This window comes from Serratia sp. (in: enterobacteria), assembly GCF_051654945.1.
GTDB lineage: Bacteria > Pseudomonadota > Gammaproteobacteria > Enterobacterales > Enterobacteriaceae > Chania.
This window is the reverse complement of sequence record NZ_JBOFZA010000091.1, coordinates 169,533-185,086: the sequence shown is the minus strand read 5'-3', so window position 1 is coordinate 185,086 and position 15,554 is coordinate 169,533. Positions and strand designations below refer to the sequence as shown.

Here is a 15,554-nt window from a genome sequence, read left to right as displayed (position 1 = left end):
AGCAGGGGGTAACAACAAGAAAGGCAAGGTATTACGCAAATCAATCAATGAGCTCGATCGGTCCCCTCTCCCTGTGGGAGAGGGCTAGGGTGAGGGGCGTTAGCGATTATCTGCCGGGGGAACGCCAAACATTGGCATTCCCTCTGCATCCCACTCCAGAGGTTTAATTCGCGTATGGCGATTCGGATCGTATAACGGATCGCCTTCAATTTCGGTGTAATTACGGGCATGGTAGACCAGCACGTCATTACCTTGTTCATCCACGGTAAAACTGTTGTGGCCAGGGCCATATTGGCGATTGGCATAGCTGGTGCGAAAAACCGGTTCGCTGGCCTTATGCCATTGTGCCGGATCGAGGAGATCGGCATCGATGTCTGCCCACAGCAGGCCGATGCAATAATTTTCGTCGGTGGCGCTGGCAGAATAGCTGATGAAAACTCGCTTACCGTGTTTGATCACCGCCGGGCCTTCGTTTACCCAAAAACCCATAGTTTCCCAAGCCAGCTCCGGTTTGCTTAGCATCACCGGCGTCCCTTTCAGCGTCCAGGGGTTGGCCATTTCTGCCAGATACAGGTTGGAGTTCCCCCGGATCTGTGGGTCTTGCTGTGCCCACAGATAGTAGTGCTTACCTTGGTGCTCAAAATGCGTGGCATCTAGCGAGAAGCTGTCGATCGGTGTCTCAATGCGCCCCTTCTCTAGCCATTCTCCTTCCAGCGGATTGGCGGCGCTGCATTCCAGTGCGAACATGCGATGCTGGAACAGACCGTCGGCAATCTCTGGGCTATGGGCCGCCGCAAAGTAGACATACCATTTATCGTCGATAACGTGCAGTTCCGGTGCCCAAATCAGGTTACTCATTGGCCCAGACGCGGGTTTGCGCCAGATGACCTTGGCTGGAGCCTGTGCCAGCTCCGTCAGACGGCGAGCACGGCGCAGTTCCAGGCGATCGTACTCCGGCACCGAGGCGATAAAATAGTAATAGCCATCGCTATGGCGATAGATAAAGGGATCGGCACGCTGTTCAATCAGTGGGTTAGGATAAATAGACATCGGTTCCTCTCAAGAGTGTTTGGTTTCAAGCTGCTGTTCGCGGTATTCCGCCAGTTCCTGATAATTGACGCGGCGTTTTTCCAGATCGCTCTGGATCTGTGACATCAGGTTACGATCTACTTTCAGCAAACGGACCACGCCAGCGGTGATCAGGTAACCCACGCCCGGGATCACGGTAAACAGCAAGACAATACTTTGCAGTGCCCCAGCGCTTTGGCTACCCGCATCGGCCTGATAGCCGGAGTAAGACATCACGAAACCTACCATCGCCCCGGCGACCGCCAGCCCGACCTTCAGGAAGAACAGGTTACCGGAGAAACTGATACCGGTGATGCGCTTGCCGGTTTTCCATTCGCCGTAGTCGTCCACATCGGCCATCAACGACCAGTGCAGCGGTGAAGGGATCTGATGCAGGATATTCAACAGGAAGTAGGCCACCACGATCAGCGAGGTGAATTGCGGATTGAGGAAGTAGAAACCACTGGAGAAGATGGCCAGCACGATATTGGTCCAGAAGAACACCTTCAGCTTGCAGAAGCGGTCGGTCAGGGGCTTGGCCAGGGCGCTGCCGATCATCATGCCGACCACGCCCAGGCCGATAAACAGGCTGGCGAATGAGGTGGACTGCTGCATGACGTAGGTGACGTAATACATGGTGGCAGCCATGCGGATAAAGCCGGGGCAAACGTTGCAGAAGGTCAGCAGCAGAATGCGTACCCACTGATCGTTTTTCCACACGTCTTTCAGATCGGCCTTAAGCGCATCGTGAGTGGGAACCGCCGGGCGGATACGCTCTTTCACCGTCGCAAAGCAGAACAGGAACATAGCCAGCGCAATCAACGCCATTACGCCCATCGACATCTGGTAGCCCTTGGCTTTGTCGGCGCCGCCGAACCATTCCGCCATCGGTAACAGGGTCAGCGACAGGATCAGTGTGGCGATGCCGACCATGATGAAACGGTACGACTGGCAGGAAACCCGCTCCTGCGGATCGGCGGTGATCACGCCACCCAGTGAACAGTAAGGAATATTGATGGCGGTATAGGTTAGCGACATCAGGAAGTAAGTAACAAAGGCGTAAATCACCTTGCTGTTATAGCTCCACTCCGGGGTGGTAAACATCAACACGCTAAACAGCACGTAAGGCAGGGAAATCCATAACAACCACGGACGGAAACGGCCGAAGCGGCTCTGGGTTCGGTCGGCAATCGCGCCCATGATGGGATCGGTCACGGCGTCCAGCACGCGCACGGACAGCAGCAAAATGCCGACCAGCGCTGGCGTAAGGCCAAAGATATCGGTATAGAAGTAGTTGAGGAACAGCATGATTGCGCCGCCGATCATGTTGCAACCGGCATCTCCCATGCCGTAGCCGATCTTTTCTTTTATCGATAGGGCATTGCTCTTCATGGACATTTTCTCCGCGATGACAGGATCGGACTGTTGGATAACGATTATTGCCCTGTGTGGCGGCGAACTATCAGAAGTTAATGGTTGTAGAGATGGACAAATCAGTCACTGCGGAAAAAGTGTGAGCCAGTTGGCAAAATGGGTAGGGGAAAAAAAGGCCCGCAGTGGCGGGCCTGAGAAAAAAATTTAAAAATTAACGGCTTGCGGCACTGGCCGGTTGCTGGCCGCGCTGCTTGATAAAGTAGCCGATGCCAAGAATGGCGATCCACACCGGGATCAGCAGCACGGAAATCTGGATCCCCGGCGTCAGATACATAATCACCAGGATGGCGCTCAAAAAGGCCAGGCACAGATAGTTGCTGAACGGATACCAGAACGCCTTGAACTTCGGCTCAACGCCTTCACGGTTTTTAGCCTTGCGGAATTTGAGGTGTGCCAGGCTGATCATCGCCCAGTTGATCACCAGGGCAGACACCACCAGCGCCATCAATAGCTCAAAGGCACGGCCTGGGATCAGGTAGTTAATCAGTACGCACAGTGCGGTTGCCAGCGCAGAGAAACCGATGGCAATCACCGGCACGCCACGGCTATCCACTTTCAGCAGAGCTTTCGGGCCATTACCCTGTTTTGCCAAGCCGTACAGCATGCGGCTGTTGCAATAGACGCAGCTGTTGTAGACCGACAGCGCAGCCGTCAGTACCACGATATTCAATACCGTCGCGACCATATTGCTGTTGAGCGCATGGAAGATCAGTACGAACGGGCTGCCGCCTTCGACCACTTTGCCCCACGGATAGAGTGACAGCAGGATCGTCAGTGAGCCGATATAGAACAGCAGGATGCGATAGATCACCTGGTTGGTGGCTTTCGGGATGCTTTTTTCCGGGTTATCGGCTTCGGCGGCGGTAATGCCCACCAGTTCCAGACCGCCGAAGGAGAACATGATCACCGCCATTGCCATCAGCAGCCCCATGGTACCGTTCGGGAAGAATCCGCCCTGTGCCCACAGGTTGGTGACGCTGGCTTCCGGGCCGCCCAGGCCGCTGAACAGCAGGTAGGCACCAAAGCCGATCATGCCAATGATGGCGACCACTTTGATGATGGCAAACCAGAACTCCATTTCACCATAGACCTTCACACTCGACAGGTTGATGGCGTTGATGGCCAGGAAGAACACGGCGGCGGAGATCCAGGTTGGAATTTGCGGCCACCAGTACTGCACGTAAATGCCCACCGCAGTCAGTTCCGCCATGGCTACCAGCACATACAGCACCCAGTAGTTCCAGCCGGAGGCGAAACCGGCAAAATTTCCCCAGTATTTATAGGCGAAGTGGCTGAAGGAACCCGCGACCGGCTCTTCGACCACCATTTCACCCAGTTGACGCATGATCAGGAAGGCAATAAAACCGCCAATTGCATAACCGAGAATGACCGACGGGCCGGCCATTTTTATTGTTTGAGCGATACCGAGGAACAGGCCGGTACCTATTGCGCCACCTAAGGCGATCAGCTGGATATGGCGGTTTTTCAGGCCGCGTTTCAGCTGGTCGCCATGCTGTTGACCATCCATCAATGAAACCCTCTGTGGTGACAAAATGCTCATTACCGTAAAATAATGATTACGATGTGTGTTGTTTTTTGTTTACGACGTTATAACTATAAATTCCACGGCGTCGCTACCGTTTGGCAGAGAATAATGGTATGTGCGAAAGTTTGCACCTGCTTTGTGGTTCGAATGGTGAAGATTGCAGCAGTTTAGGCAACAAAATGCGGGTTGTGTGACGAGCGGGGTGATTGCATGCGCGAAATAAGCAATAAATCACAGAATGCGCAAAAATAATCGTCATTGTTGTTGTTTTTTTGTTAACGGCGCGAGGTGCAACAGGCGCTGAAAAAGTAGAAATACCCCTTCATCTCCTCACCCTATAACACCGGCACTGTTGCTAACCAGAGGTTTCACAAAAGTTAAATCCAACGGCTACCTCGTAAATGGTATTACCAACGCCGAGTTACCGGTTTGCAAAGGCCTATGGATTGAAGTGTTAAAATGTGCGGCTTTCATGATTTCGATCAAGCCCCATATGGACAGGAGGTGAATACTTTGTTACTTTACCGTCACGTTTTTGAAATTGGTATTACCAATTGACTCCGGGCACTTCGCAGAGAAGAAATCACCCATGGCCTACAGCAAAATCCGCCAACCCAAGTTGTCAGATGTTATCGAGCAGCAGCTCGAATACCTGATCCTCGAGGGTACGCTACGTCCAGGCGAAAAGCTGCCTCCAGAGCGAGAGCTGGCGAAACAGTTTGATGTTTCCCGTCCTTCTCTGAGAGAAGCTATCCAGCGTCTGGAAGCTAAAGGGCTGCTCCTGCGTCGCCAGGGAGGCGGCACCTTTGTACAAACTAATCTGTGGCAGAGCTTCAGCGACCCGCTGGCTGAACTGCTGGCCGATCACCCTGAATCACAATTCGATCTGCTCGAGACCCGTCATGCGCTTGAAGGCATCGCTGCCTATTATGCCGCGTTGCGTGGGACGGACGAAGATCTGGCGCGCATCCGCGATTGCCATCATGTGATCCAGCAGGCCCAGGACAGCGGCGATCTGGACGCCGAAGCCGACGCGGTCATGCAATACCAAATTGCCGTGACCGAGGCTGCCCACAACGTTGTGTTACTCCATCTGCTGCGCTGTATGGGCCCGATGCTGGAACAGAACGTTCGTCAGAACTTTGAATTGCTCTACTCGCGCCGTGAGATGTTGGCAACAGTGAGTAGCCATCGCGCCGGGATTTTCGAGGCGATTGTGGCACGCGAACCTGAAAAGGCCCGTGAAGCCTCGCACCGCCATTTGGCGTTTATCGAGGAAATTTTGCTGGATCTCAGCAGGGAACACACCCGGCGTGATCGATCGCTGCGGCGTCTCCAGCAACGCAAGGATTAAGAGTGGTTCTCCTCAAGGCACACCAGCTTGTTGAGATGAAGCTCGGAGTGCTTAGTTAAGTACTTAAGCGGCAACCAAACTGATGAGCCTGTCTTCGTGCATTTTGCTCAGAATGCAGGAAGACAGGCTCCAAACAAACCATTAGACAGATAAGGAATACCACCATGTCAGAACGTTTAAACAATGACGTGGATCCGATCGAAACCCGCGACTGGCTGCAGGCGATCGAATCGGTCATCCGTGAAGAGGGTGTTGAACGCGCTCAGTTCCTGATTGATCAGGTTTTGGGCGAAGCCCGCAAGGGCGGTGTTAGCGTTGCAGCGGGAGCTGCGGCTAACAACTACGTCAACACCATCGCGGTAGAAGACGAACCGGCATACCCGGGCAACCTGGATCTGGAGCGTCGTATTCGTTCTGCCATCCGTTGGAACGCCGTGATGACCGTGTTGCGTGCTTCGAAAAAAGATCTGGATCTGGGCGGCCACATGGCTTCCTTCCAATCTTCCGCGACCTTCTATGAAGTCTGCTTCAACCACTTCTTCCGTGCTCGCAACGAGAAAGACGGCGGCGATCTGGTTTACTTCCAGGGCCACATCTCTCCGGGCGTTTATGCACGTGCCTTCCTTGAAGGCCGCCTGACCGAAGATCAAATGAACAACTTCCGTCAGGAAGTGCACGGTAAAGGCCTGTCCTCTTACCCGCATCCAAAACTGATGCCTGAATTCTGGCAGTTCCCGACCGTATCCATGGGTCTGGGCCCAATCAGCGCCATCTATCAGGCCAAGTTCCTCAAGTATCTGGAACACCGTGGTCTGAAAGACACCTCTGGCCAGACCGTTTATGCCTTCCTGGGCGACGGCGAGATGGACGAACCGGAATCCAAAGGCGCGATCACCATCGCGACCCGTGAGAAGCTGGACAACCTGGTATTCGTCATCAACTGTAACCTGCAACGTCTGGATGGCCCGGTTACCGGCAACGGCAAGATCATCAACGAGCTGGAAGGCATCTTCGCAGGTGCTGGCTGGCAGGTGCTGAAAGTGATCTGGGGCGGTCGTTGGGATGAACTGCTGCGTAAAGACACCAGTGGCAAGCTGATCCAACTGATGAACGAAACTCTGGACGGCGACTACCAGACCTTCAAATCCAAAGACGGCGCTTACGTGCGTGAGCACTTCTTCGGCCGCTTCCCTGAAACCGCCGCACTGGTCAAAGATATGACCGACGACGAGATCTGGGCGCTGAACCGTGGTGGTCACGATCCGAAGAAAGTCTTTGCTGCACTGAAAAAAGCGCAGGATACCCAAGGCAAACCAACCGTGATCCTGGCCCATACCATCAAAGGTTACGGCATGGGTGAAACTGCGGAAGGTAAAAACATCGCTCACCAGGTGAAGAAAATGAACATGGAAGGGGTTCACCACTTCCGCGATCGTTTCAACGTGCCAGTTGCCGATGCCGACATCGAAAAACTGCCATACATCACCTTCGAGAAAGAGTCCGAAGAGTACAAATATCTGCACGAACGTCGTCAGGCGCTGGAAGGCTATGTGCCAACCCGTATGCCGAAGTTCACCGAGAAGCTGGAAATGCCAGCTCTGGCAGACTTCAGCTCCCTGCTGGAAGAGCAGAACAAAGAGATCTCTACCACCATCGCCTTTGTGCGTGCCCTGAACGTGATGTTGAAGAACAAGTCGATCAAAGATCGCCTGGTGCCAATCATTGCCGACGAAGCGCGTACCTTCGGTATGGAAGGTCTGTTCCGTCAGATCGGTATCTACAGCCCGAACGGTCAGCAATATACTCCGCAGGACCGTGAGCAGGTTGCTTACTACAAAGAAGACGAGAAAGGCCAGATCCTGCAGGAAGGTATCAACGAACTGGGCGCAGCCTCTTCCTGGTTGGCCGCAGCGACTTCCTACAGCACCAACGATCTGCCAATGATCCCGTTCTACATCTACTACTCCATGTTCGGTTTCCAACGTATCGGCGACCTGTGCTGGGCAGCGGGTGACCAACAGGCACGTGGCTTCCTGATCGGCGGGACTTCAGGTCGTACTACCCTGAACGGCGAAGGTCTGCAGCACGAGGATGGCCACAGCCACATTCAGTCGCTGACCATCCCTAACTGCATCTCCTACGATCCGGCTTACGCGTATGAAGTGGCAGTGATCATGCATGACGGTCTGGTTCGTATGTACGGTGACGCGCAAGAAAACGTCTACTACTACCTGACCACGCTGAACGAAAACTATCACATGCCGGCCATGCCACAGGGCGCAGAAGAAGGTATCCGTAAAGGTATCTATAAACTGGAAACCCTGGAAGGCAAGAAAGGCAAAGTACAGCTGCTGGGTTCCGGTTCGATCCTGCGTCATGTGCGTGAAGCTGCGCAGATCCTGGCGAACGACTACGGCGTGGGTTCCGACACCTACAGCGTAACCTCCTTCACCGAACTGGCGCGTGATGGCCAGGACTGTGAGCGCTGGAACATGCTGCACCCAACCGAAACCCCACGCGTGCCTTATATCGCTCAGGTGATGAACGAAGCGCCTGCGGTAGCGTCTACCGACTACATGAAACTGTTCGCCGAGCAGGTTCGTACTTTCGTGCCAGCCAGCGATTATCGCGTACTGGGTACTGACGGCTTCGGTCGTTCAGACAGCCGCGAAAACCTGCGTCACCACTTCGAAGTTGATGCTTCTTACGTGGTGGTTGCTGCTCTGGGTGAACTGGCTAAACGCGGTGAAATTGAAGCTTCTGTGGTCGCTGATGCGATTAAGAAATTCGACATCAACCCAGAAAAAGTTAACCCGCGTCTGGCCTAAGAGGTACTGAATAATGTCTATCGAAATCAAAGTACCGGACATCGGTGCAGATGAAGTTGAAATCACCGAGATCCTGGTGAAGGTTGGCGATAAGGTTGAAGTTGAACAATCGCTGATCACCGTGGAAGGCGACAAGGCCTCCATGGAAGTGCCTTCGCCGCAGGCTGGCGTGGTGAAAGAGATCAAAGTGGCCGTCGGTGATAAAACCGAGACGGGCAAACTGCTGATGATCTTTGAAGCAGAAGGTGCGGCCGCTGCCGCACCTGCCGCCAAGGCAGAAGAAAAACCGGCCGCCGCTCCTGCTGCTGCCGCAGCCAAAGACGTTGAAGTGCCGGACATCGGGGCTGACGAAGTTGAAGTCACCGAGATCCTGGTGAAGGTTGGCGATACCGTGACTGCCGAGCAGTCTCTGATCACCGTTGAAGGCGACAAGGCTTCAATGGAAGTGCCTGCACCGTTCGCCGGTACCGTAAAAGAGATCAAAATCAACACCGGTGACAAAGTGAAAACCGGTTCCCTGATTATGGTCTTCGAAGTGGCTGGAGCGGCTTCTGCAGCCCCTGCTGCTGCGGCTACCCAAGCGGCTGCTGCTCCTGCGGCAAGCGCGGCGAAAAACGTCGAAGTGCCAGACATTGGCGGCGATGAAGTAGAAGTGACCGAAGTGATGGTGAAAGTGGGCGATAAAGTTGCCGCTGAGCAGTCACTGATCACCGTTGAAGGTGACAAGGCTTCGATGGAAGTGCCGGCTCCGTTCGCGGGTACCGTGAAAGAGATCAAAATCGCTACCGGCGATAAAGTGAAAACCGGTTCTCTGATCATGGTCTTCGAAGTGGAAGGTGCTGCACCAGCCGCTGCGCCAGCTCAGAAAGCAGAAGCTGCCCCGGCTCCGGCCAAGCAGGAAGCCAAAGCTGCTGCTCCTGCTGCCGCCGCAGGTAAAGGTGAGTTTGCCGAGAACGACGCCTACGTGCACGCCACCCCGGTCATCCGCCGTCTGGCGCGTGAGTTCGGTGTTAACCTGGCGAAAGTGAAGGGCACGGGCCGTAAAGGCCGTATCCTGCGCGAAGACGTGCAGACTTACGTGAAAGACGCGGTCAAACGCGCCGAAGCCGCTCCTGCCGCAACCGGTGGTGGTCTGCCAGGCATGCTGCCATGGCCGAAAGTAGACTTCAGCAAGTTTGGTGAGATCGAAGAAGTTGAACTGGGCCGCATCCAGAAAATCTCTGGTGCCAACCTGAGCCGCAACTGGGTGATGATCCCGCACGTGACTCACTTCGACAAAACCGATATCACCGATCTGGAAGCGTTCCGTAAGCTGCAGAACGACGAAGCTGCCAAGCGTAAGCTGGACGTGAAGTTCACCCCGGTGGTGTTCATCATGAAAGCCGTTGCTGCTGCTCTTGAGCAGATGCCACGCTTCAACAGCTCTCTGTCCGAAGATGGCCAGAAGCTGACGCTGAAAAAGTACATCAACATCGGTGTGGCGGTAGATACGCCAAATGGTCTGGTGGTTCCGGTCTTCAAGGATGTGAACAAGAAGAGCATCACTGAACTGTCCCGTGAACTGATGGCGATCTCCAAGAAAGCGCGTGACGGCAAGCTGACCGCTGGCGAAATGCAGGGCGGTTGCTTCACCATCTCCAGCCTGGGCGGTATCGGGACAACTCACTTCGCGCCGATTGTTAACGCGCCGGAAGTGGCTATCCTGGGTGTCTCCAAGTCGGCGATTGAACCAGTCTGGAACGGCAAAGAGTTCCTGCCGCGTCTGATGATGCCAATGTCGCTCTCCTTCGACCACCGTGTGATTGACGGTGCTGATGGTGCGCGCTTCATCACCATCATCAACAACATGCTGGCCGACATTCGCCGTCTGGTGATGTAATGAAAAAAGGGCGCAGCATGCTGCGCCCTTAGTAATTCAGTAGCAGTTTTGTCGGGTTTTGCATGACTCGACAGAATTGTTGGGACACGGGTCACTCGAACACGCTTTGCAGATTATTAACAATTCTGTAAACTGCTCGCGGTGTATGCGTCCCGGTGGATGAAGGGCGTTATGAGACTGATTAGCAATAAAAATGACGTCTGACCCGCCGGACAACTAATTAAGAGGTCATGATGAGTACTGAAATTAAAACTCAGGTCGTGGTACTTGGGGCGGGCCCTGCAGGTTACTCTGCTGCTTTTCGTTGCGCTGACTTAGGTCTTGAAACCATTCTGGTTGAGCGTTACTCCACTCTGGGTGGTGTTTGCCTGAACGTAGGCTGTATCCCTTCCAAAGCGCTGTTGCACGTTGCCAAAGTGATCGAAGAAGCCAAAGCGTTGGCCGAACACGGCATCGTTTTCGGCGAGCCGAAAACCGACATCGACAAAGTGCGCGTCTGGAAAGAGAAAGTCATCAATCAGCTGACCGGTGGTCTGGCTGGCATGGCTAAAGGCCGTAAAGTCAAAGTCGTTAACGGTCTGGGCAAATTCACCGGTGCCAACACGCTGGTCGTTGAAGGCGAGAATGGTGCCACCACCATCAACTTCGACAATGCCATCATCGCCGCAGGTTCCCGTCCGATCCAACTGCCATTTATTCCTCATGAAGATCCACGCGTGTGGGATTCCACCGATGCACTGGCGCTGAAAACCGTTCCAGAGCGTTTGCTGGTTATGGGCGGTGGTATCATCGGCCTGGAAATGGGCACCGTATACCATGCTCTGGGTTCAAAAATCGACGTGGTTGAAATGTTTGACCAGGTGATCCCGGCCGCAGACAAAGACGTGGTGAAAGTCTTCACCAAGCGTATCAGCAAGCAGTTCAACCTGATGCTGGAAACCAAAGTAACCGCGGTAGAAGCCAAAGAAGACGGCATCTACGTGACGATGGAAGGCAAAAAAGCCCCTGCGGAACCACAGCGTTATGACGCCGTGCTGGTGGCGATCGGTCGTGTGCCGAACGGTAAACTGCTGGACGCTGGCCAAGCCGGTGTTGAAGTTGACGATCGTGGCTTTATCCACGTCGACAAACAGCTGCGTACCAACGTGCCACACATCTTCGCGATTGGTGACATCGTCGGTCAACCGATGCTGGCGCACAAAGGCGTGCATGAAGGCCACGTAGCCGCTGAAGTTATCGCGGGTATGAAGCACTACTTCGACCCGAAAGTGATCCCATCTATCGCTTACACCGAGCCAGAAGTCGCATGGGTAGGTTTGACCGAGAAAGAAGCCAAAGAGAAAGGCATCAGCTATGAAACTTCCACCTTCCCGTGGGCAGCTTCAGGCCGTGCTATCGCTTCTGACTGTGCAGACGGTATGACCAAACTGATCTTCGACAAAGAAACTCACCGTATCATTGGTGGTGCTATTGTCGGCACCAACGGCGGCGAACTGCTGGGTGAGATCGGTCTGGCTATCGAGATGGGTTGTGACGCAGAAGATATCGCGTTGACCATCCACGCTCACCCGACCTTGCACGAATCCGTAGGCCTGGCAGCAGAGATCTACGAAGGCAGCATCACCGATCTGCCAAACCCGAAAGCCAAGAAGAAGTAATTTCTGCGGTTTGAAGGTTGATAAGCGGCTCCTGTAAAGGGGCCGTTTTTATTTGCGGCTGCGCCAATAAAAGGCCGCTCAGAGAGCGGCCAGTAGCTTACTTGTTCTGGAATACGACGTTGAAGATCAGTTGATTGCCAGAAACTGACCAACCACCTTTACTGACTCCAAACACCGATCCCAGTACAATGAGCAGGATAATGAGCGATCTCCCTTTCATTGCGCGTTCCTTGTGGAACCACGACCACCGCGACTTCACCGGGAAAGCTCCGGTGGAACAAGCGTTCATCAGCGCTTGTATCGCAGTCGTTGCAGCACTGTTCTCAAGCCCGATGACCGGCTGCTAAACCGGCAGAACAGACCCAAAATCAGGGTACATAAAATAGAGAGTTTTTGCATCCCAGCGGTTGATTTTTTAACCAAGTTTACGCACAATGGCTTTGTTCATCAGCGCTTGTATCGTTTTTTAACGATGTAAGAAATCCGGTCGGTGCCTGCTAACACCGTTCGGATACAAAAGAACCGTCCTTATGGCGGTTTTTTTGTGCCTGACGCCCGCCAATTTTCCCTAATCCCACCGATAACCATTGTAAAAGTATGGACGTTATGTTGTGCTCATCTGGCTGATTGTGCGTTTGTGCCGTAACCAACCCGAGCCCGTCCCGTCTGCTTTGCAGCCGATTACGCTGCGGTCAACGATTCAGCAAAGATTTAATGTTGCTTTTATGTGAACGAATTAACAACCGATTCAAATCCTGATATGCTGGCTGGGCGGAACCGGGCACTGTACCTTACTTACAGTCCAGGATATCGACAGCAGTGCCCGACAAGTATCGCCGTACGCTCTACCCGTCGTCTTTCAAGCCGTAGCGTTGTTGACTGCACTCGCTCACCCCAGTCACTTGACTTGCGCAAGCTCCTGGGGATGAACGAGCTGGCCGCCTAGCCACGACTTGAAATCCATAGGGTATACAAACGGTTGAATATAAAACGCCAGGCACAATAAATGACAATGAGAGCGAGGAGAAAGTCGTGCTAGAAGAATACCGTAAGCACGTGGCCGAGCGTGCTGCAGAGGGCATCGTCCCTAAGCCATTAGATGCGACACAAATGGCAGCGCTGGTTGAATCATTAAAAAATCCGCCAAAAGGCGAAGAAGAATTTCTGTTAGACCTGCTGATTAACCGTGTACCACCGGGCGTCGACGAAGCCGCCTATGTCAAAGCAGGTTTTCTGGCAGCCGTCGCCAAAGGCGAAGCCACTTCCCCCCTGGTTACCCCCGAAAAAGCCATTGAACTGCTAGGCACCATGCAGGGCGGTTACAACATTCATCCGTTGATCGATGCGTTGGATAACGAAAAGCTGGCACCGATCGCTGCCAAGGCGCTTTCCCATACGCTGCTGATGTTTGATAACTTCTACGACGTAGAAGAAAAAGCCAAAGCCGGTAACCCGCACGCCAAGCAGATCATGCAGTCCTGGGCCGATGCCGAATGGTATCTGTCACGTTCACCGTTGGCGGAAAAGATCACCGTAACCGTGTTCAAAGTGACTGGTGAAACCAACACCGACGATCTGTCACCGGCGCCGGATGCCTGGTCACGTCCAGATATCCCACTGCATGCTTTGGCCATGCTCAAGAGCGAACGTGAAGGCATCTTCCCGGATCAGCCGGGTAGCGTAGGCCCGATCAAACAGATTGAAGAACTGAACAAGAAAGGTTTCCCGCTGGCCTACGTCGGTGACGTTGTCGGTACCGGTTCTTCACGTAAGTCCGCCACCAACTCGGTGCTGTGGTTTATGGGCGACGACATCCCTTACGTGCCGAACAAGCGCGGTGGCGGTGTGGTGCTGGGCGGCAAGATTGCGCCAATCTTCTTCAACACGATGGAAGATGCCGGTGCGTTGCCGATCGAAGTGGACGTCTCTGACCTGAATATGGGCGATGTGATCGACATCTTCCCGTACAAAGGCGAAGTGCGTAACCATGAAACCGGTGAACTGGTTGCCAGCTTCGAGCTGAAAACCGATGTGCTGTTGGATGAAGTGCGTGCCGGTGGCCGTATTCCTCTGATTATCGGCCGTGGCCTGACCACCAAGGCGCGTGAAGCGCTGGGCCTGCCGCACAGCGAAGTGTTCCGTATTGCCAAGCCGATTGCGGCTAGCAACAAGGGCTTCTCACTGGCACAGAAAATGGTTGGTCGTGCCTGTGGCGTTGCCGGTATTCGCCCTGGCGAATATTGCGAACCCAAGATGACCTCGGTCGGTTCACAAGATACCACCGGCCCGATGACCCGTGACGAGCTGAAAGATCTGGCTTGCCTGGGCTTCTCTGCCGATCTGGTGATGCAGTCGTTCTGTCATACCGCCGCGTACCCGAAACCGGTGGACGTGACGACTCACCACACGCTGCCGGACTTCATCATGAACCGTGGTGGCGTTTCGCTACGCCCTGGCGATGGTGTGATCCACTCCTGGCTGAACCGCATGCTGCTGCCGGATACCGTCGGAACCGGCGGTGACTCCCACACCCGCTTCCCGATCGGTATTTCCTTCCCGGCCGGTTCTGGTCTGGTGGCCTTTGCTGCTGCGACCGGCGTGATGCCGCTGGATATGCCTGAGTCAGTGTTGGTGCGTTTCAAGGGCAAAATGCAGCCTGGCATCACCCTGCGTGACCTGGTGCATGCCATCCCTTACTACGCAATCCAACAGGGTCTGTTGACCGTAGAGAAGAAGGGCAAGAAGAACATCTTCTCTGGCCGCATTCTGGAGATCGAAGGTCTGCCGGAACTGAAGGTCGAGCAGGCGTTTGAACTGACCGATGCTTCGGCAGAACGTTCCGCCGCCGGTTGCACCATCAAACTGGATCAGGCACCGATCGCCGAATATCTCAGCTCTAATATCGTGCTGCTGAAGTGGATGATCTCCGAAGGTTATGGCGATCGCCGCACCTTGGAACGCCGTATTCAGGGCATGGAAAAATGGCTGGCGGATCCACAGTTGCTGGAAGGCGATGCGGATGCGGAATATGCCGCCGTGATCGAAATCGATCTGGCCGATATCAAGGAACCTATCCTGTGTGCGCCGAACGATCCGGACGACGCGCGCCTGCTGTCCGATGTGGCCAACAGCAAGATCGATGAAGTGTTTATCGGTTCCTGCATGACCAACATCGGTCACTTCCGTGCGGCGGGTAAACTGTTGGATCAGCATAAAGGCCAACTGCCAACCCGCCTGTGGGTGGCTCCGCCAACCAAGATGGATGCGGCTCAACTGACCGAAGAAGGCTACTACAGCGTCTTTGGCAAGAGCGGAGCACGTATCGAAATTCCTGGTTGTTCACTGTGCATGGGTAACCAGGCACGCGTGGCGGATGGTGCGACCGTGGTTTCTACCTCGACCCGTAACTTCCCGAACCGTCTGGGTACCGGTGCCAACGTTTATCTGGCGTCTGCAGAGCTGGCGGCGGTAGCTTCCCTGCTGGGTCGCCTGCCAACCCCAGATGAATACCAGACCTATATGGCGCAGGTCGACAAGACGGCGGCGGATACCTATCGCTACCTGAACTTCGACCAGTTGACCCAGTACACGGAAAAAGCCGACGGTGTGATTTTCCAGACCGCAGTGTAATTCATTACTGAGTTGATACATCACGGGGAGCCTTTAGGTTCCCCATTTTTTTGTGATCGCATCCCACTTCTGGCGAAATTAACCGATTGATTACTATTAACTAAATAGAATCATTACTCTCAGGCTAACAAACCCGCTGCCTGCTTGATTGATGGCC

The 15,554-nt window shown here is 54.2% G+C and carries 9 protein-coding genes; 5 read left to right on the top strand and 4 right to left on the bottom strand.

Going from position 1 to position 15,554, the window contains the following annotated elements:
- Positions 1-99 precede the first annotated feature (99 nt).
- The 3 genes from ACRDCA_RS21720 to ACRDCA_RS21710 all read right to left on the bottom strand — a co-directional run bounded on the left by ACRDCA_RS21720 (position 100) and on the right by ACRDCA_RS21710 (position 4,030).
- Positions 100-1,050 carry a glycoside hydrolase family 43 protein gene (locus ACRDCA_RS21720; protein WP_438691378.1) on the bottom strand — a complete coding sequence of 317 codons (951 nt, stop codon included), beginning with the start codon at positions 1,048-1,050 and terminating at the stop codon, positions 100-102.
- A gap of 9 nt (positions 1,051-1,059) precedes the next feature.
- A complete protein-coding gene (locus ACRDCA_RS21715; RefSeq protein WP_438691377.1) occupies positions 1,060-2,460 on the bottom strand; it encodes a glycoside-pentoside-hexuronide (GPH):cation symporter in 1,401 nt (466 codons plus the stop codon).
- A gap of 193 nt (positions 2,461-2,653) precedes the next feature.
- Entirely contained in the window at positions 2,654-4,030 is a 1,377-nt protein-coding gene (locus ACRDCA_RS21710) for an amino acid permease (protein ID WP_438691376.1), read from the bottom strand.
- Between the two features lie 607 nt (positions 4,031-4,637).
- On the opposite strand from ACRDCA_RS21710, the gene pdhR reads away from it, so the two are divergent.
- From pdhR to lpdA, 4 genes are all read left to right on the top strand, one after another.
- Positions 4,638-5,402 (top strand): pyruvate dehydrogenase complex transcriptional repressor PdhR, encoded by a 765-nt coding sequence (gene pdhR / locus ACRDCA_RS21705; protein ID WP_021179689.1) that lies wholly within the window; start codon positions 4,638-4,640, stop codon positions 5,400-5,402.
- 164 nt (positions 5,403-5,566) lie between these two features.
- Positions 5,567-8,230, top strand: a complete 2,664-nt coding sequence (gene aceE / locus ACRDCA_RS21700) for a pyruvate dehydrogenase (acetyl-transferring), homodimeric type (protein WP_438691375.1) — start codon at positions 5,567-5,569, stop codon at positions 8,228-8,230.
- Positions 8,231-8,243: 13 nt separating this feature from the next.
- Positions 8,244-10,109, top strand: a complete 1,866-nt coding sequence (aceF, locus tag ACRDCA_RS21695) for a pyruvate dehydrogenase complex dihydrolipoyllysine-residue acetyltransferase (protein WP_438691374.1) — start codon at positions 8,244-8,246, stop codon at positions 10,107-10,109.
- 233 nt (positions 10,110-10,342) lie between these two features.
- Positions 10,343-11,767 carry a dihydrolipoyl dehydrogenase gene (gene lpdA, locus ACRDCA_RS21690; RefSeq protein WP_025120059.1) on the top strand — a complete coding sequence of 475 codons (1,425 nt, stop codon included), beginning with the start codon at positions 10,343-10,345 and terminating at the stop codon, positions 11,765-11,767.
- Between the two features lie 97 nt (positions 11,768-11,864).
- Here the strand turns inward: lpdA and ACRDCA_RS21685 are convergent, their stop codons facing one another.
- The gene (locus ACRDCA_RS21685) at positions 11,865-11,987 is read right to left on the bottom strand and encodes a hypothetical protein (RefSeq protein ID WP_255417705.1); all 123 of its coding nucleotides are present in this window, start codon (positions 11,985-11,987) and stop codon (positions 11,865-11,867) included.
- Between the two features lie 812 nt (positions 11,988-12,799).
- Here ACRDCA_RS21685 and acnB point away from each other — a divergent pair.
- Positions 12,800-15,397 carry a bifunctional aconitate hydratase 2/2-methylisocitrate dehydratase gene (gene acnB, locus ACRDCA_RS21680; RefSeq protein WP_438691373.1) on the top strand — a complete coding sequence of 866 codons (2,598 nt, stop codon included), beginning with the start codon at positions 12,800-12,802 and terminating at the stop codon, positions 15,395-15,397.
- Positions 15,398-15,554: the final 157 nt, after the last annotated feature.